At 49.3% G+C, this 18892-nt stretch carries 13 protein-coding genes, 4 tRNA genes and 1 rRNA gene; 16 read left to right on the top strand and 2 right to left on the bottom strand.

The annotated features are described in order from the left end of the window. Positions 1 to 128: 128 nt before the first annotated feature. The 3 genes from rrf (at position 129) to birA (ending at position 2429) form a co-directional block, all read left to right on the top strand. Positions 129 to 244 (top strand): 5S ribosomal RNA (rrf, locus tag RAHAQ2_RS20500). A gap of 191 nt (positions 245 to 435) precedes the next feature. After that, the gene (gene murB / locus RAHAQ2_RS20495; RefSeq protein WP_015699045.1) at positions 436 to 1473 is read left to right on the top strand and encodes a UDP-N-acetylmuramate dehydrogenase; all 1038 of its coding nucleotides are present in this window, start codon (positions 436 to 438) and stop codon (positions 1471 to 1473) included. Further along, positions 1470 to 2429 carry a bifunctional biotin--[acetyl-CoA-carboxylase] ligase/biotin operon repressor BirA gene (gene birA, locus RAHAQ2_RS20490; RefSeq protein ID WP_015699044.1) on the top strand — a complete coding sequence of 320 codons (960 nt, stop codon included), beginning with the start codon at positions 1470 to 1472 and terminating at the stop codon, positions 2427 to 2429. The genes murB and birA overlap by 4 nt, the downstream gene beginning before the upstream one ends. A gap of 53 nt (positions 2430 to 2482) precedes the next feature. Here birA and coaA read toward each other — a convergent pair whose 3' ends face one another. Both coaA and RAHAQ2_RS20480 read right to left on the bottom strand, forming a co-directional pair. Then, the gene (gene coaA, locus RAHAQ2_RS20485) at positions 2483 to 3433 is read right to left on the bottom strand and encodes a type I pantothenate kinase (RefSeq protein ID WP_015699043.1); all 951 of its coding nucleotides are present in this window, start codon (positions 3431 to 3433) and stop codon (positions 2483 to 2485) included. A gap of 220 nt (positions 3434 to 3653) precedes the next feature. Beyond that, entirely contained in the window at positions 3654 to 4190 is a 537-nt protein-coding gene (locus RAHAQ2_RS20480) for a GNAT family N-acetyltransferase (RefSeq protein ID WP_015699042.1), read from the bottom strand. 387 nt (positions 4191 to 4577) lie between these two features. On the opposite strand from RAHAQ2_RS20480, the gene RAHAQ2_RS20470 reads away from it, so the two are divergent. The 13 genes from RAHAQ2_RS20470 (at position 4578) to rpoC (ending at position 18776) form a co-directional block, all read left to right on the top strand. Next, positions 4578 to 4653: transfer RNA gene (locus tag RAHAQ2_RS20470), tRNA-Thr, on the top strand. 19 nt (positions 4654 to 4672) lie between these two features. Further along, a tRNA-Tyr gene (locus RAHAQ2_RS20465) sits at positions 4673 to 4757 on the top strand. Positions 4758 to 4887: 130 nt separating this feature from the next. Next, positions 4888 to 4962, top strand: a tRNA-Gly gene (locus tag RAHAQ2_RS20460). A 7-nt stretch (positions 4963 to 4969) separates the two neighbouring features. Beyond that, positions 4970 to 5045, top strand: a tRNA-Thr gene (locus RAHAQ2_RS20455). A 108-nt stretch (positions 5046 to 5153) separates the two neighbouring features. After that, on the top strand, positions 5154 to 6338 hold the full coding sequence (gene tuf, locus RAHAQ2_RS20450) for an elongation factor Tu (RefSeq protein WP_013573670.1): 1185 nt from the start codon (positions 5154 to 5156) through the stop codon (positions 6336 to 6338). A 253-nt stretch (positions 6339 to 6591) separates the two neighbouring features. Next, the gene (secE, locus tag RAHAQ2_RS20445) at positions 6592 to 6975 is read left to right on the top strand and encodes a preprotein translocase subunit SecE (protein WP_013577415.1); all 384 of its coding nucleotides are present in this window, start codon (positions 6592 to 6594) and stop codon (positions 6973 to 6975) included. Next, a complete protein-coding gene (nusG, locus tag RAHAQ2_RS20440; protein WP_013577414.1) occupies positions 6976 to 7521 on the top strand; it encodes a transcription termination/antitermination protein NusG in 546 nt (181 codons plus the stop codon). 178 nt (positions 7522 to 7699) lie between these two features. Then, on the top strand, positions 7700 to 8128 hold the full coding sequence (gene rplK, locus RAHAQ2_RS20435; RefSeq protein WP_015699041.1) for a 50S ribosomal protein L11: 429 nt from the start codon (positions 7700 to 7702) through the stop codon (positions 8126 to 8128). Positions 8129 to 8131: 3 nt separating this feature from the next. Beyond that, the gene (gene rplA / locus RAHAQ2_RS20430) at positions 8132 to 8836 is read left to right on the top strand and encodes a 50S ribosomal protein L1 (RefSeq protein ID WP_015699040.1); all 705 of its coding nucleotides are present in this window, start codon (positions 8132 to 8134) and stop codon (positions 8834 to 8836) included. Between the two features lie 337 nt (positions 8837 to 9173). Next, positions 9174 to 9671, top strand: a complete 498-nt coding sequence (rplJ, locus tag RAHAQ2_RS20425; RefSeq protein ID WP_013577411.1) for a 50S ribosomal protein L10 — start codon at positions 9174 to 9176, stop codon at positions 9669 to 9671. A gap of 66 nt (positions 9672 to 9737) precedes the next feature. Next, positions 9738 to 10103 (top strand): 50S ribosomal protein L7/L12, encoded by a 366-nt coding sequence (gene rplL, locus RAHAQ2_RS20420; protein ID WP_013577410.1) that lies wholly within the window; start codon positions 9738 to 9740, stop codon positions 10101 to 10103. A 332-nt stretch (positions 10104 to 10435) separates the two neighbouring features. Next, positions 10436 to 14464: a DNA-directed RNA polymerase subunit beta gene (gene rpoB / locus RAHAQ2_RS20415; RefSeq protein WP_015699039.1), complete on the top strand. Its 4029-nt coding sequence runs from the start codon at positions 10436 to 10438 to the stop codon at positions 14462 to 14464. Between the two features lie 91 nt (positions 14465 to 14555). Continuing rightward, positions 14556 to 18776, top strand: coding sequence for a DNA-directed RNA polymerase subunit beta' (gene rpoC, locus RAHAQ2_RS20410; protein ID WP_013577408.1), 4221 nt, complete (start codon positions 14556 to 14558; stop codon positions 18774 to 18776). Positions 18777 to 18892 lie beyond the last annotated feature (116 nt).

Below are 18892 nucleotides of genomic sequence, written 5' to 3'. Positions count from 1 at the left end.
AAGGTGTTTTTGATTTGAGAGACAGACTCGAGAGAGTAGATTTTCAGCGAATTGTTCCGGTATTGGTTCGTATGGCGGCGTGTGATGAGAAATTATGACACGACGCGGTATGAATGAAACAGAATTTGCCTGGCGGCAGTAGCGCGGTGGTCCCACCTGACCCCATGCCGAACTCAGAAGTGAAACGCCGTAGCGCCGATGGTAGTGTGGGGTCTCCCCATGCGAGAGTAGGGAACTGCCAGGCATCAAATAAAGCCAAAAGCCCCGCACGCAAGTGCGGGGCTTTTGGCTGTGGGAAATCTGGAAAAATTTAGGTCTCTGTATACACACCATTTATCGGTTTTGAGTCCCCATTCCAACTCATAAAACTCTGCGTAACAGGGTATCGGATCGGTTAAACTAAGCACAAATAAGTCACTCATGAGTAATATTGCTATGTCGATTGGCGACACTTCTCTTCAGTCCCTGAATACTTTTTCTCTGGCGGCTTATGCTGCTGAAATCATCCATGCCGAGAATACTGAACAACTCATAGGGGCATGGAAATCAGCGAAGGAAAAAGAGCAGCCTTTTTTGCTGTTAGGTGAAGGAAGTAACGTTCTTTTCCTGGAGAATTTCGCAGGGTCAGTAGTGCTGAACCGGATAAAAGGTATTGAGCGGGCTGAAAACGCAGAGGAATGGCAACTGCATGTGGGGGCTGGCGAGAATTGGCATCAATTGGTTTGTTATGCATTAGAGCATAATATTCCGGGTCTGGAGAATCTTGCCTTAATTCCCGGATGTGTAGGTTCTGCTCCTATTCAAAACATAGGCGCATATGGAATCGAATTGCAGAGTATCTGTGGTTATGTGGATGTTTTGGATCTGCAGAGTGAAAAGGTCATACGCTTGCAATCCGAAGAATGCCAGTTTGGGTATCGCGAGAGCATATTTAAACATTCCTATAAAGAAGGGTATGCCATTATTGCCGTAGGCCTGAAGCTGACAAAACAATGGCAGCCGAAATTGACTTATGGGGATCTGACTCGTCTGGATCCTGAGACTGTGACTCCCCGTCAAATCTTTGATTTAGTCTGCGCGATGCGTCAGAGCAAATTACCTGACCCCGCCGTTACCGGCAATGCGGGGAGTTTCTACAAAAATCCTGCGGTTGACTCTTCTGTGGCAGAGAACATCAGCAGCAAATATCCTTCTATGCCGTCTTACCCACAAGCTAATGGGCAAATTAAACTGGCTGCCGGATGGTTGGTTGAACAGGCTGGTTTGAAAGGTTTCTCCGTTGGTGGCGCAGCCGTGCACGATAAACAAGCGTTAGTGCTGATTAATAAAGATCATGCGAGCAGCGCTGATGTACGTGCATTGGCTAAATATGTACGTGATGCAGTGGCAGCAAAATTTGGTATCTGGCTTGAACCAGAGGTTCGTTTTATCGCCGCGAAGGGTGAAGTGGACGCTGTGGGAGCGCTATCATGAAAGATATTACTGTTCCTCTGCAATTGATATCTCTTTTGGCTGATGGCGAGTTTCATTCCGGTGAGCAGTTAGGTACGGCCATGGGCATGAGCCGAGCAGCGATTAATAAACACATCCAGACAGTACGGGACTGGGGGGTTGATATATTTACAGTGCCCGGCAAAGGTTATAGTCTGCCATCGCCTATCCAACTGCTCGATGAGGAGAAAATCCTCGCACGTCTCCCGGCGGGTCAGGTCAGGGTTCTGTCCGTTATTGATTCAACCAATCAGTATCTTTTGGACAGAATTGGCGAATTAAGCTCTGGCGACGCATGTGTTGCGGAATATCAGCAGGCCGGCCGGGGACGACGCGGGCGAAAATGGTTCTCACCTTTTGGCAGTAATCTTTATCTTTCTATGTACTGGAAACTGGAACAGGGGCCTGCCGCCGCAATGGGGCTAAGCCTGGTTATCGGAATTGTCATGGCTGAAGTGCTTCAGCGCCTTGGGGCTAAAGATGTTCGGGTGAAATGGCCAAATGATCTTTATCTTAATGACCGTAAGCTGGCCGGGATACTGGTTGAACTGACAGGTAAAACTGGCGATGCAGCACAGCTGGTTATCGGTGCGGGCATTAACCTCAGAATGCGTGAACCGGCTTCTGACACCATTACTCAGGGATGGATAAATTTGCAGGAGGCGGGTGTTAATATTGACCGCAATGAACTCACAGCGACGCTGCTGAAAGAGTTAAGGTCAGCATTGTTACATTTCGAACTCGAAGGATTAGCGCCTTTTATTCCCCGCTGGCGTGGTTTAGATAATTTTCTCGATCGTCAGGTTAAATTACTCATCGGTGACCAGGAAATTCATGGTATTGAGCGCGGAATTGATCCGCAGGGAGCTTTGTTGCTTGAACAGAATGGGGTAGTTAAACCTTATATCGGTGGAGAGATCTCACTGCGCGGTATTTGATTAAAATAAAGGAGAGCATCGCGCTCTCCTTTATTCGTTATATGGCAGTATGTTTATTTTCTCAACCGGACACTTTCAACAGCGTGATTGGCACTTTTCGTCAAAATTAGGCTCGCCCTTTCACGAGTTGGAAGGATATTCTCTTTTAAATTCAAACCATTAATCTCATCCCACAACTGTGTTGCAATGTTCACCGCTTCTTCTTCTGGCAGTTTTGCATAATGATGGAAATAAGAATCTGGGTCTGAGAATGCCCCCTGCCTGAATTTCAGGAAACGATTGATATACCAGCTCTGCAATAAGTTTTCAGGTGCGTCAACGTATATAGAGAAATCGACAAAGTCGGAAACAAATACACGATGAGGATCATGAGGGTAATCCATGCCACTTTGTAAGACATTCAGTCCTTCAAGGATCAAAATATCTGGCTGCTCAATCACTTTATTGCCATCCGGTATCACATCGTAGATCAGATGCGAATAAACTGGCGCAGTAACATGTCGTGCCCCTGATTTAACCTCTGAAACGAAATTCACCAGTTGGTGCATATCGTAAGACTGAGGGAACCCTTTTTTCTTCATGATCCCACGCTCCTGGAGCGTCTTATTGGGATAGAGGAAACCATCTGTGGTGATCAGTTCTACTGAACGATGCTCTGGCCAACGGCTTAATAATGCCTGGAGGACGCGGGCTGTCGTACTTTTACCTACCGCTACACTCCCGGCAATTCCAATGACATAAGGAATTTTCTGCCCGTCTGTACCAAGGAACTGCTCAAGCACGGCTTGTCGTCGCAGGTTGGAACTGATGTAAAAATTGAGAAGGCGCGAAAGTGGCAGATAGATCTGTGCAACTTCCTCGAGGGATAAATCCTCGTTTATGCCTTTCAGGTTCACCACTTCTGCTTCTTTGAGCGTGAGCGGTACTGAATCACGTAAGGCTGCCCACTGCGCACGATCAAACTGCAGATAAGGAGTTGCCAAAGATGGGTCTCTTTTTTTCATAAGTTAAAGTCTGCCTGTTAGCGCAGGTCAGGAAAGGCGATCACGCCAACTCCAGACAGTAAACCAGCAGCATATTATAGACACCTTAATTTTCGAGGGAGATCTTTTTCTTATAACTTATCGATTTCTTTGATTGAGTTTAAAATTTTTTGAGAAAGTTATGTAAACGCGGAAAGTCTTTGAAAGTGTGCGGTGAAACGGTCACCGCACACTTTCAAGACTAAAAGAGGGGTTGAGATATGCAGGTAAAAGACGGTAGTTGTTTGCAATAAACCACTCCATTTTTTCTGCTGTATCGGGCAGCGTCTTGCCTGAGTGTAGCGCAGCGATAACCCTGAGCACGATAGAACGCTTCGGCGTCTGAACCTGACTGCATATCTGAAGACAGAACGGAACAACGCAGGTTCTGGGCAGTATTTTCCAGTGCACGCATTAACAGACGACCAACGCCGCGTCGTCTCGCACGGGCACTGACCAGCAAAGTACTGATTTCGGCCTGATGAGGTAAATCCGGAGAGCGAGCCAGATAGAGTTGGACGGTCCCTATGACACCTCTTTCATCTCTGGCGATCCAAAGCCATCGCTCATTATGAGTCAGTGCGGGGCGTAAATCATGAAAAGAGTCTTCAGCATCTCTTTGTCCGGTGACATGCGGGAACCCCACAGAAGCGCCTGTGGTGTTGGCTTGTACGAGCAGTTGTGCCAGTTCATCTCTATAAATAGGTAATGTCGCGGCGTTGAGCATGACAATTTTCATAGCTGCACTCCTTAAAATAGCAAAATAGTGCCTTCCCCATGAAGAGTGCAAAAAATGCGCCAATATAAATGGCCTTTAAATCAAGCGGAACTGATAAAGAAATGCCTTTTGATGTTCATTTGTGTGGCAAGCGCGCATTTTCAGTGCATCCAAGAAGACCGTTACGCCCTGCAAAGGATTTATTTCAGTAATGAAGTACAGAAAAGGGGTTTATGTCGTGCCCAGACAAAGATGAAGAAGTGGCGCTTTTGAATATATTTTCACCCCTTTCACTGCGGAAAAAGGGAAAAAGCTTACTTTTTGAATAAAACATGAGCGATAGTGCAAAACATGCAATTTTTTTGTTGCATACCCCGTAAAGTCTCCATAGAATGCGCAGCACTTGATGCCGGCATAGCTCAGTTGGTAGAGCAACTGACTTGTAATCAGTAGGTCCCGAGTTCGACTCTTGGTGCCGGCACCATTCAAGTACTGAACAATTAGGTGGGGTTCCCGAGCGGCCAAAGGGAGCAGACTGTAAATCTGCCGTCATCGACTTCGAAGGTTCGAATCCTTCCCCCACCACCATACAAGCCTTAGTAATGAGGCAGCTTGAAGTGAAAGAGTCGCTTCAAGTGAAGGTGAGGAATTAAGTGTCTCACGTCCTTTTCCCCGTCTTCAAGTTCTTCAGAACAATCAGGTAGCCGAGTTCCAGGATGCGGGCATCGTATAATGGCTATTACCTCAGCCTTCCAAGCTGATGATGTGGGTTCGATTCCCACTGCCCGCTCCAAGTATGTGCTGATATAGCTCAGTTGGTAGAGCGCACCCTTGGTAAGGGTGAGGTCGGCAGTTCGAATCTGCCTATCAGCACCACTTCCAAATTCTCCCTCCTGATTTTCTTTCTGTAAACTAATTCGTCAAGCAAATGCTTGGTTGATGTGGTGATACCACCGATTTAACCGTGTCTTAGAGGGACAATCGATGTCTAAAGAAAAATTTGAACGTAACAAACCGCACGTTAACGTTGGTACTATCGGCCATGTTGACCACGGTAAAACTACCCTGACTGCAGCAATCACTACCGTTCTGGCTAAAACCTACGGCGGTTCTGCACGCGCATTCGACCAGATCGATAACGCACCAGAAGAAAAAGCTCGTGGTATCACCATCAACACTTCCCACGTTGAATATGACACCCCGACTCGTCACTACGCGCACGTTGACTGCCCAGGGCACGCCGACTACGTGAAAAACATGATCACCGGTGCTGCTCAGATGGACGGCGCTATCCTGGTTGTTGCTGCAACTGACGGCCCTATGCCTCAGACTCGTGAGCACATCCTGCTGGGTCGCCAGGTTGGCGTTCCATACATGATCGTGTTCATGAACAAATGCGACATGGTAGATGACGAAGAGCTGCTGGAACTGGTAGAAATGGAAGTTCGCGAACTTCTGTCTGCTTACGAATTCCCAGGCGACGACATCCCGGTCATCAAAGGTTCAGCGCTGAAAGCACTGGAAGGCGATGCTACTTGGGAAGCGAAAATCATCGAACTGGCAGAAGCACTGGACAGCTACATTCCATTGCCAGAGCGTGCTATCGATAAGCCATTCCTGCTGCCAATCGAAGACGTATTCTCCATCTCCGGTCGTGGTACAGTGGTTACCGGTCGTGTAGAGCGCGGTATCGTTAAAGTGGGCGAAGAAGTTGAAATCGTCGGTATCAAGGACACTGTTAAGTCTACTTGTACTGGCGTTGAAATGTTCCGCAAACTGCTGGACGAAGGCCGTGCGGGCGAGAACGTGGGTGTTCTGCTGCGTGGTATCAAGCGTGAAGACATCGAACGTGGTCAGGTTCTGGCTAAACCAGGTTCAATCAAACCACACACCAAGTTTGATTCCGAAGTGTACATCCTGAGCAAAGATGAAGGTGGTCGTCACACTCCATTCTTCAAAGGCTACCGTCCACAGTTCTACTTCCGTACAACTGACGTGACCGGTACTATCGAACTGCCAGAAGGCGTTGAGATGGTTATGCCTGGTGACAACGTGAACATGGTTGTTACCCTGATCCACCCAATCGCGATGGATGACGGTCTGCGTTTCGCAATCCGTGAAGGCGGCCGTACTGTAGGTGCTGGTGTTGTTGCTAAAGTTATCGCTTAATCGCTGATAGTTTTTTGTCACTATTCGTTGACGCAATACACATTAAAAGGGCATCATTCGATGCCCTTTTTTCTACGCTGTGGCGCTAGAACCTATCTCATCAGCGATTTATACGTCATAATCACTGGTGAGATAGGCTCTGAGATATAGCGTAAAACACCGAATTGCGCTCAAGTAGAGCATCGATCGGTTTGGTTTGCCTCGCAATGCGAGGCAAAGTTGTTTGTTCTGAATCATTGTGACGGGTTGGTTTATGAGTGCGAATACCGAGGCTCAAGGGAGCGGGCGCGGCCTGGAAGCGGTAAAGTGGCTGATTGTTGCCGTTTTGTTGGTTGTAGCTATTGTCGGTAACTATTATTACCGTGCATACAGCCTGCCGTTACGCGCGTTAGCCGTAGTTGTTATTATCGCAATTGCAGGCGCAGTGGCTTTACTGACCACTAAAGGCAAAGCGACGGTCGCGTTTGCTCGTGAAGCGCGTACTGAAGTACGTAAAGTCATTTGGCCAACGCGCCAGGAAACATTGCATACCACACTGATCGTTGCTGCGGTAACTGCCGTTATGTCTCTGATTCTGTGGGGGCTGGATGGTATTTTAGTCCGCCTGGTATCTTTCATTACTGGCTTGAGGTTCTAAATGTCTGAAGCACCTAAAAAACGTTGGTACGTCGTTCAGGCGTTTTCTGGCTTTGAAGGCCGCGTAGCGCAATCGCTGCGTGAGCACATCAAATTACATGACATGGAAGAACTGTTTGGTGAAGTCATGGTTCCAACCGAAGAAGTGGTTGAGATTCGTGGTGGGCTGCGCCGTAAAAGCGAACGTAAATTCTTCCCTGGTTATGTGCTGGTACAGATGGTGATGAATGACGCCAGCTGGCACTTAGTTCGCAGCGTTCCTCGTGTTATGGGCTTCATTGGCGGAACGTCAGATCGTCCTGCTCCAATCAGCGATAAAGAAGTTGATGCGATCATGAATCGCCTGCAACAAGTAGGTGATAAGCCACGTCCTAAAACGTTGTTCGAACCAGGTGAACTGGTGCGTGTTAATGACGGCCCGTTTGCGGACTTCAATGGTGTGGTCGAAGAAGTTGATTACGAGAAAAGTCGCCTGAAAGTGTCTGTTTCCATCTTTGGCCGTGCAACACCGGTTGAACTGGACTTCGGTCAGGTTGAAAAAGGTTAACAACAACGTTCTCTATATTCATAAGAACAGATGTTGTACAAGGCGCGAAATTGAACTATAATTTCGCGCCTTTTGTTTTTATGTGCAGCCTCTGCACGTAAAACGTAAGAACAAAAGTTCTGCAAACAACGGGGAGCCTCTTTAAAAAGGCGATATTACCCAAACGAGGATATTTACCATGGCCAAGAAAGTACAAGCCTACGTTAAGCTGCAAGTTTCAGCTGGTATGGCAAACCCAAGTCCGCCAGTTGGTCCAGCTTTGGGTCAGCAAGGTGTGAACATCATGGAATTCTGTAAGGCGTTCAATGCTAAGACTGATAGCATGGAAAAAGGCCTGCCAATTCCTGTTGTTATTACTGTTTATTCTGACCGTTCTTTCACCTTCGTTACCAAAACCCCTCCTGCAGCAGTACTGCTGAAGAAAGCGGCTGGTATCAAGTCTGGTTCCGGCAAGCCGAACAAAGACAAAGTGGGTAAAGTAACGAGTGCTCAGGTTCGTGAAATCGCAGAAACCAAAGCTGCGGACATGACTGGTTCTGACGTTGAAGCGATGACTCGCTCCATCGAAGGTACTGCTCGTTCCATGGGCCTGGTAGTGGAGGATTAATAAATGGCTAAGCTGACCAAGCGCATGCGCGTGATCCGTGACAAAGTTGATGCTACTAAACAGTATGACATCACCGAAGCTGTTGCTCTGCTCAAAGAGCTGGCCACTGCTAAATTCGTAGAAAGCGTTGACGTTGCTGTTAACCTCGGCATCGACGCTCGTAAATCAGATCAAAACGTTCGCGGCGCAACCGTACTGCCACACGGCACCGGTCGTTCTGTTCGCGTTGCCGTCTTCACCCAAGGTGCAAACGCTGAAGCTGCTAAAGCTGCAGGCGCTGAACTGGTCGGTATGGAAGATCTGGCTGACCTGATCAAGAAAGGCGAAATGAACTTCGACGTTGTTATCGCATCTCCAGATGCAATGCGCGTTGTTGGCCAATTAGGTCAGGTGCTGGGCCCACGCGGTCTGATGCCTAACCCGAAAGTCGGTACCGTAACACCTAACGTTGCTGAAGCGGTTAAGAACGCTAAAGCAGGCCAGGTTCGTTACCGTAACGACAAAAACGGCATCATCCATACCACTATCGGTAAGGTTGATTTCGAATCCGACAAGCTGAAAGAAAACCTGGAAGCTCTGTTGGTCGCTCTGAAAAAAGCGAAGCCTTCCCAGGCTAAAGGCGTTTTCATCAAGAAAGTAAGCCTGTCCACTACCATGGGCGCGGGTCTTTCTGTTGATCAAAGCGGCCTGAGCGCAACAGTTAACTAATTAACTGCTGACGTTTATCGCTTTACGCGGGCGATAGATTTGTCTAGAATCTATGGCCCGTTGTTTCGTAAATGCGAAACCAAGAATTTTCGGTTGGAGTCTGGCCTATCCAGACCTCCGTCCAAGACCGCAGGTGCCCTGAAAGGGGCTTAATCCTTCCTGCGTAGACGGTGACAGAGCCTGAAGAAAATATTTCTTTGTCTTTTTTATAAAGAATTAAGATTTGTCTTTGCTGGATTCTCTGCTCACCGTGTTTGAACGCTTGATATCGATTCTCGATAACAAGTGATGTGAGTTCCGGGGATTTTCCCCGGCTAAATCCAGGAGCAAAAAGCTAATGGCATTAAATCTTCAAGACAAACAAGCGATTGTTGCTGAAGTCATCGAAGTAGCCAAAGGCGCGCTGTCTGCGGTTGTTGCGGATTCCCGTGGCGTTACCGTAGATAAAATGACTGAACTGCGTAAAGCAGGTCGTGAAGCTGGCGTTTACATGCGTGTTGTTCGCAACACCTTGATGCGTCGCGTCGTAGAAGGTACTCAGTTTGAGTGCCTGAAAGACACGTTTGTCGGTCCAACCTTGATTGCATTCTCTACTGAACACCCAGGCGCTGCTGCCCGTCTGTTCAAAGATTTCGCTAAAGCGAATGCAAAATTTGAGGTTAAAGCTGCGGCCTTTGAAGGTGAGTTTATCTCTGCGGCTCAAATTGACCGCTTGGCAACTCTGCCTACTTACGAAGAAGCAATCGCACGCCTGATGGCAACCATGAAAGAAGCCTCTGCAGGCAAATTGGTTCGCACTCTGGCTGCTGTACGCGATCAGAAAGAAGCTGCTTAATCAGCCTTTTTTATCTCGTTCATTTGCTTACGTATAAACTATTTCTGAATTCTAGGAACACTTGAAATGTCAATCACTAAAGAACAAATCATTGAAGGCGTTGCAGCTCTGTCTGTAATGGAAATCGTTGAACTGATCTCCGCTATGGAAGAAAAATTCGGCGTTTCTGCTGCTGCTGCTGTTGCAGGTCCTGCTGCTGCTGCTGAAGCTGTTGAAGAAAAAACTGAGTTCGACGTTGTTCTGGCCGCTGTTGGCGCGAACAAAGTTGCAGTTATCAAAGCTGTTCGCACCGCGACTGGCCTGGGTCTGAAAGAAGCGAAAGACCTGGTTGAGTCTGCTCCAGCAGCTCTGAAAGAAGGCATCAGCAAAGACGACGCTGAAGCTCTGAAAAAATCTCTGGAAGAAGCTGGTGCTTCTGTTGAAGTTAAGTAAGTTTAACTTCCCGGAGTGCAGTCTGTCCTAACAGACTGATGGCTGGTGACTTTTTAGTCACCAGCCTTTTTGCGCTATAGAGTGTCAGTGGTGTTTCACACTGTTTGAGCACTGAACTACTCTAATATCTCTTTCTATAGACGCCTTAATATATTGTTGCCTCTTGCTGTAGCTCATCTACAGATAACGCACAACGAAATGATTTAAGAGTGGTAGAAAACAGATATTGCGGGAAGCGTTTCTGCTTTCCGGTCGACATAAACGGTGTTGCATGAACTGTCCTTCTCAGGGCAGACAAGATTGGGTCACTGATCAGCGAGCTGAGGAACCCTATGGTTTACTCCTATACCGAGAAAAAACGCATTCGTAAGGATTTTGGTAAACGTCCACAAGTTTTGGACATTCCATATCTCCTTTCTATCCAGCTTGACTCGTTCCAGAAGTTTATCGAGCAAGATCCGGAAGGCCAGTACGGTCTGGAAGCTGCATTCCGTTCTGTATTCCCTATCAAGAGTTACAGCGGTAACTCTGAGCTGCAATACGTTAGCTACCGTCTTGGTGAGCCTGTATTCGACGTTAAAGAATGCCAGATCCGTGGTGTGACGTTCTCCGCGCCACTGCGCGTGAAACTGCGCCTGGTGATCTACGAACGCGAAGCACCAGAAGGTACGGTCAAAGACATCAAGGAACAAGAAGTCTATATGGGCGAAATTCCGCTCATGACCGAAAATGGTACCTTTGTGATTAACGGTACTGAGAGGGTTATCGTATCTCAGCTGCACCGTAGTCCGGGCGTATTCTTCGACAGCGATAAGGGTAAAACCCACTCATCGGGTAAAGTGCTTTATAACGCACGTATCATTCCTTACCGCGGTTCATGGTTGGATTTCGAGTTTGACCCGAAAGACAACCTGTTTGTACGTATTGACCGTCGCCGTAAATTGCCTGCGACCATCATTCTGCGTGCATTAAATTACACGACTGAACAGATCCTTGACCTGTTCTTTGACAAGGTGACTTACCAGATCCGCGACAACAAGTTGCAAATGGAACTGGTACCTGAGCGCCTGCGCGGTGAAACAGCTTCCTTTGATATCGAAGCTGACGGCAAAGTCTATGTAGAAAAAGGCCGCCGCATCACTGCCCGTCATATTCGTCAGCTTGAAAAAGACGAAATTCAGCGCATCGAAGTTCCTGTTGAGTACATCGCAGGGAAAGTGGTCTCTAAAGACTACATCGACACCAATACCGGTGAGCTGATCGTCCCTGCTAACATGGAATTGTCTCTGGATCTGCTGGCGAAACTGAGCCAGTCCGGTCACAAAACCATTGAAACGCTGTTCACCAACGACCTCGATCATGGCGCGTACATGTCCGAGACCATTCGCGTCGACCCAACCAGCGATCGCTTGAGCGCACTGGTTGAGATCTACCGAATGATGCGTCCTGGTGAGCCACCAACGCGTGAAGCGGCGGAAAGCCTGTTTGAGAACCTGTTCTTCTCTGAAGATCGTTACGACCTGTCTGCTGTAGGTCGTATGAAGTTCAACCGTTCTCTGCTGCGTGATGAAATCGAAGGCTCAGGTATCCTGAGCAAAGACGACATCATTCAGGTAATGAAAAAGCTGATCGGCATTCGTAACGGCCAGGGCGAAGTGGATGATATCGACCACTTGGGCAACCGTCGTATTCGTTCCGTCGGCGAAATGGCTGAAAACCAATTCCGTGTAGGTCTGGTTCGTGTTGAGCGTGCTGTTAAAGAGCGTCTGTCTCTGGGCGACCTCGACACGCTGATGCCTCAGGATATGATCAACGCTAAGCCGATTTCGGCTGCGGTGAAAGAATTCTTCGGCTCAAGCCAGCTGTCACAATTTATGGACCAGAACAACCCGTTGTCTGAGATCACGCACAAGCGTCGTATCTCTGCATTGGGCCCGGGCGGTTTGACCCGTGAACGTGCTGGCTTTGAAGTTCGAGACGTACACCCGACTCACTACGGTCGCGTATGTCCAATCGAAACGCCAGAAGGTCCAAACATCGGTCTGATCAACTCCTTGTCTGTTTATGCACAGACCAATGAGTACGGTTTCCTGGAAACCCCTTACCGTCGCGTACGTGATGGTCTGGTGACTGATGAAATCAACTATCTGTCTGCTATTGAAGAAGGCAACTTCGTTATCGCTCAGGCGAACTCCAACCTGGACGAAGAAGGGCGCTTCATTGAAGACCTGGTCACTTGTCGTAGCAAAGGCGAATCAAGCCTGTTTAGCCGCGATCAGGTTGACTACATGGACGTTTCTACCCAGCAGGTGGTATCCGTTGGTGCTTCACTGATTCCATTCCTGGAACACGATGACGCCAACCGTGCATTGATGGGTGCGAACATGCAACGTCAGGCAGTTCCGACCCTGCGCGCTGATAAGCCGCTGGTAGGTACTGGTATGGAACGTGCTGTAGCGGTTGACTCCGGTGTGACTGCCGTAGCCAAACGTGGCGGTATTGTTCAGTACGTGGATGCATCCCGTATCGTTATTCGTGTTAACGAAGAAGAGATGTACCCGGGCGAAGCAGGTATCGACATTTATAACCTGACCAAATACACCCGTTCTAACCAGAACACCTGCATCAACCAGATGCCGTGTGTGAATCTGGGCGAACCTATCGAGCGCGGCGACGTGCTGGCAGATGGTCCGTCAACAGATCTGGGCGAACTGGCTCTGGGTCAGAACATGCGTGTCGCGTTCATGCCCTGGAACGGTTACAACTTCGAAGACTCCATCCTGGTCTCCGAACGTGTTGTGCAGGAAGACCGCTTCACCACCATCCATATCCAGGAACTGGCATGTGTGTCCCGTGACACCAAGTTAGGGCCTGAAGAGATCACCGCTGACATCCCTAACGTGGGTGAAGCTGCGCTCTCCAAACTGGATGAATCCGGTATCGTTTATATCGGTGCTGAAGTGACCGGTGGTGACATTCTGGTGGGTAAGGTAACGCCTAAAGGCGAAACCCAGCTGACGCCAGAAGAGAAACTGCTGCGTGCGATCTTCGGTGAGAAAGCATCTGATGTTAAAGACTCTTCTCTGCGTGTACCAAACGGCGTTTCCGGTACGGTTATCGACGTGCAAGTCTTCACCCGCGATGGCGTGGAAAAAGACAAGCGTGCGTTGGAAATCGAAGAGATGCAGCTGAAGCAGGCTAAGAAAGACCTGACTGAAGAGCTGCAGATCCTGGAAGCCGGTCTGTTTGCACGTATCCAGTCTGCGCTGGTTGCTGGCGGTGTTGAAGCTGACAAGTTGGGCAAATTGCCTCGCGATCGTTGGTTAGAACTGTCACTGACTGACGAAGACAAACAGAATCAGTTGGAACAGCTTGCTGAACAGTACGACGAACTGAAATCCGAGTTTGAGAAAAAACTCGAAGCTAAGCGTCGTAAAATCACTCAGGGCGATGACCTGGCACCTGGTGTGCTGAAAATCGTTAAAGTGTATTTGGCCGTTAAACGTCAAATCCAGCCTGGTGACAAGATGGCAGGCCGCCACGGTAACAAAGGTGTTATCTCCAAGATCAACCCGATCGAAGATATGCCTTACGATGAAAACGGGACACCTGTTGATATCGTACTGAACCCGCTGGGCGTTCCATCACGTATGAACATTGGTCAGATTTTGGAAACCCACCTGGGTATGGCCGCGAAAGGTATTGGTGAAAAAATCAATGCCATGCTGAAGAAACAGGAAGAAGTTTCTAAGCTGCGCGAGTTCATCCAGCGTGCCTATGATCTGGGCGACGACGTACGTCAGAAAGTGGATCTGAACACCTTTACCGATGACGAAGTACTGCGTCTGGCTGAGAACCTGAAAAAAGGTATGCCAATCGCAACACCAGTCTTCGACGGTGCGAAAGAGACAGAGATCAAGCAACTGCTTGAAATGGGCGGAATCCCAACCTCTGGCCAGATCACACTGTTTGACGGCCGTACCGGCGAGCAATTCGAGCGTCAGGTTACCGTCGGCTATATGTACATGCTGAAACTGAACCACCTTGTTGACGATAAGATGCACGCGCGTTCTACCGGTTCTTACAGCCTTGTTACTCAGCAGCCGCTGGGTGGTAAAGCTCAGTTCGGTGGTCAGCGCTTCGGTGAGATGGAAGTGTGGGCACTGGAAGCATACGGTGCCGCGTATACCCTGCAGGAAATGCTGACTGTTAAGTCCGATGACGTGAACGGCCGTACTAAGATGTATAAAAACATCGTAGATGGCGATCATCGTATGGAACCAGGCATGCCGGAATCCTTCAACGTACTGTTGAAAGAAATCCGTTCTCTGGGTATCAACATCGAGCTGGAAGACGAGTAAGTACTCGAATTCGCACTGATCACAGGGGCACCTGCCTGTTAATCAATACAGACCAGGTGCCTAACAGGTCTAACCCGACGGGAGCCAATCCGTGAAAGACTTACTAAAGTTTCTGAAAGCGCAAACTAAGACCGAAGAGTTTGATGCGATCAAAATTGCTCTGGCATCGCCAGACATGATCCGTTCTTGGTCTTTTGGTGAAGTTAAGAAGCCAGAAACCATTAACTACCGTACGTTCAAACCAGAACGTGACGGCCTTTTCTGTGCCCGTATTTTCGGACCAGTAAAAGACTACGAATGCCTGTGCGGTAAGTACAAGCGTTTAAAACATCGCGGCGTGATCTGCGAGAAGTGCGGCGTTGAAGTGACCCAGACTAAAGTACGCCGTGAGCGTATGGGCCACATCGAACTGGCTTCCCCGACTGCACACATCTGGTTCCTGAAATCGCTGCCATCGCGCATCGGTTTGCTGCTGGATATGCCACTGCGTGACATCGAACGTGTTCTGTACTTCGAATCCTATGTGGTTATCGAAGGCGGCATGACTAACCTCGAAAAACGCCAGATCCTGACTGAAGAGCAGTATCTGGATGCGTTGGAAGAGTTTGGTGATGAGTTCGACGCGAAGATGGGTGCGGAAGCTATTCAGGCCCTGTTGAAAAACATGGATCTGGAAGCAGAGTGCGAGCAACTGCGTGAAGAGTTGAATGAAACCAACTCCGAAACCAAACGTAAGAAGCTGACCAAGCGTATCAAGCTGCTGGAAGCGTTCGTTCAGTCTGGTAACAAACCAGAGTGGATGATCCTGACTGTGCTGCCGGTACTGCCACCAGACTTGCGTCCATTGGTTCCGTTGGACGGCGGCCGTTTCGCAACGTCGGATCTGAACGATCTGTATCGTCGCGTTATTAACCGTAACAACCGTCTGAAACGCCTGCTGGATCTGGCTGCGCCAGACATCATCGTACGTAACGAAAAACGTATGCTGCAAGAAGCGGTAGATGCTTTGCTGGATAACGGCCGTCGCGGTCGTGCAATCACCGGCTCTAACAAGCGTCCGCTGAAATCTCTGGCAGACATGATTAAAGGTAAACAAGGTCGTTTCCGTCAGAACTTGCTGGGTAAACGTGTCGACTACTCGGGTCGTTCCGTTATCACCGTAGGTCCATACCTGCGTCTGCACCAGTGTGGTCTGCCGAAGAAAATGGCACTGGAACTGTTCAAACCGTTCATTTACGGCAAGCTGGAACTGCGTGGCCTGGCCACCACCATCAAAGCCGCGAAGAAAATGGTTGAGCGCGAAGAAGCTGTCGTTTGGGATATCCTGGACGAAGTTATCCGCGAACACCCGGTACTGCTGAACCGTGCACCAACCCTGCACCGTTTGGGTATCCAGGCATTTGAACCGGTTCTGATCGAAGGTAAAGCAATTCAGCTGCACCCGCTGGTTTGTGCGGCATATAACGCCGACTTCGATGGTGACCAGATGGCTGTTCACGTACCGTTGACGCTGGAAGCTCAGCTGGAAGCGCGTGCGTTGATGATGTCTACCAACAACATCCTGTCACCTGCGAACGGCGAGCCAATCATCGTTCCTTCTCAGGACGTTGTATTGGGTCTGTACTATATGACCCGTGACTGTGTTAACGCCAAAGGCGAAGGCATGGTTCTGACCGGTCCTAAAGAAGCTGAGCGTATTTATCGCGGCGGTCTGGCCTCTCTGCATGCGCGTGTCAAAGTGCGTATCACCGAAGAGATCAAAAATACCGAAGGCGAAGTTACGCACAAGACGTCGATTATCGACACGACTGTCGGTCGCGCCATCCTGTGGATGATCGTGCCAAAAGGTCTGCCGTTCTCTATCGTCAACCAGCCTCTGGGCAAAAAAGCTATCTCCAAAATGCTGAACACCTGTTACCGCATTTTGGGCCTGAAGCCGACCGTTATTTTTGCTGACCAGATCATGTACACCGGTTTTGCTTACGCTGCCCGTTCAGGCGCGTCTGTAGGTATCGATGACATGGTAATCCCTGCGAAGAAAGCAGAGATCATCGAAGAAGCAGAAACCGAAGTTGCTGAAATCCAGGAACAGTTCCAGTCTGGTCTGGTCACTGCTGGCGAACGCTATAACAAAGTGATCGACATCTGGGCTGCGGCCAACGAACGTGTTGCTAAGGCAATGATGGAAAACTTGTCTGTTGAAGACGTCGTCAACCGTGACGGTGTTGTTGAACAGCAGGTTTCCTTCAACAGTATCTTTATGATGGCTGACTCTGGTGCGCGTGGTTCTGCTGCACAGATTCGTCAGCTGGCCGGTATGCGTGGCCTGATGGCTAAGCCGGATGGTTCCATCATTGAAACGCCAATCACCGCGAACTTCCGTGAAGGTCTGAACGTACTCCAGTACTTCATCTCTACTCACGGTGCTCGTAAAGGTTTGGCGGATACCGCACTTAAAACGGCTAACTCCGGTTATCTGACCCGTCGTCTGGTTGACGTGGCGCAGGATCTGGTTGTGACCGAAGACGACTGTGGTACTCACGAAGGCATCATGATGACTCCGGTTATCGAAGGTGGCGACGTTAAAGAACCCCTGCGCGAACGTGTATTGGGTCGTGTAACTGCAGAAGATATCCTCAAGCCGGGGACGGCGGATATTCTGGTTCCACGTAACACCCTGCTTCACGAAAAGACGTGTGATCTGTTAGAAGAGAACTCAGTCGACAGCGTGAAAGTACGTTCAGTCGTAAGTTGCGAAACCGACTTTGGTGTGTGTGCAAACTGCTACGGTCGCGACCTGGCACGTGGTCACATCATCAACAAAGGTGAAGCGATCGGTGTTATTGCAGCACAGTCCATCGGTGAGCCGGGTACCCAGCTGACGATGCGTACGTTCCACATCGGTGGTGCGGCATCTCGTGCGGCAGCAGAATCGAGCATTCAGGTTAAGAACACCGGTACCATTAAACTGAGCAACCACAAGCACGTTAGCAACTCTAACGGCAAACTGGTTATCACTTCCCGTAACACTGAGCTGAAATTGATCGACGAATTCGGTCGTACCAAAGAAAGCTATAAAGTGCCTTACGGTTCCGTGATGGGCAAAGGTGATGGTGCATCTGTTAACGGCGGCGAAACCGTAGCTAACTGGGATCCGCACACAATGCCAGTTATCAGTGAAGTGAGTGGTTTCATTCGCTTTGCCGATATGGTGGATACTCAGACCATTACCCGCCAGACCGACGACCTGACCGGTTTGTCTTCTCTGGTTGTTCTGGACTCTGCAGAGCGTACCGGTAGCGGTAAAGATCTGCGTCCGGCACTGAAAATCGTTGACGCTAAAGGCGACGACGTATTGATCCCAGGTACTGATATGCCTGCTCAATACTTCCTGCCAGGTAAAGCGATTGTTCAGCTGGAAGATGGTACTCAGATCCACTCTGGTGACACCCTGGCGCGTATTCCTCAGGAATCCGGCGGTACCAAGGACATCACCGGTGGTCTGCCACGCGTTGCTGACCTGTTCGAAGCACGTCGTCCGAAAGAGCCTGCAATCCTTGCTGAAATCAGCGGGATCATCTCCTTCGGTAAAGAAACCAAAGGCAAACGTCGTCTGGTAATTTCTCCGTTGGATGGCAGCGATGCTTACGAAGAAATGATCCCTAAATGGCGTCAGCTGAACGTGTTCGAAGGCGAAGTTGTGGAACGTGGTGACGTCGTATCCGACGGTCCTGAGTCTCCGCACGACATCTTGCGCTTACGTGGTGTTCACGCGGTTACCCGCTACATCACCAACGAAGTGCAGGAAGTTTACCGTCTGCAAGGCGTTAAGATTAACGATAAACACATTGAAGTTATCGTTCGTCAGATGTTGCGTAAAGGCACCATCGTTAGCGCGGGTGGCACTGACTTCCTGGAAGGCGAGCAGGCAGAAATGTCTCGCGTTAAAATCGCTAACCGTCAGCTGGAAGCTGAAGGCAAAATCACGGCAACCTTTACCCGTGACCTGCTCGGTATCACCAAAGCCTCTTTGGCAACCGAATCCTTCATCTCTGCAGCGTCGTTCCAGGAAACTACGCGCGTTCTTACTGAAGCCGCTGTTGCGGGTAAACGTGATGAACTGCGTGGCCTGAAAGAGAACGTTATCGTTGGCCGTCTGATCCCAGCCGGTACCGGTTACGCTTATCATCAGGATCGTGCACGCCGTAAAGCACAAGGCGAAGTGCCAGTTGTACCGCAAGTCAGCGCGGATGAAGCAACGGCTAACCTGGCTGAACTGCTGAACGCAGGTTTCGGTAACAGCGACGATTAATCGTCTTCTGTCGAAACGCATAAAACCGCTCCTTCGGAGCGGTTTTTTTTTGCCTGAAATTGGAGAAAGGAAGAGACTTGTAAAGAGGAGCCGGAACAGGGAACTGGACGATAACC

It is taken from the genome of Rahnella aquatilis CIP 78.65 = ATCC 33071 (assembly GCF_000241955.1).
Lineage (GTDB): Bacteria > Pseudomonadota > Gammaproteobacteria > Enterobacterales > Enterobacteriaceae > Rahnella > Rahnella aquatilis.
The sequence above is the reverse complement of the archived record's forward strand: the minus strand, read 5'-3'. Positions and strand labels throughout refer to the sequence as shown.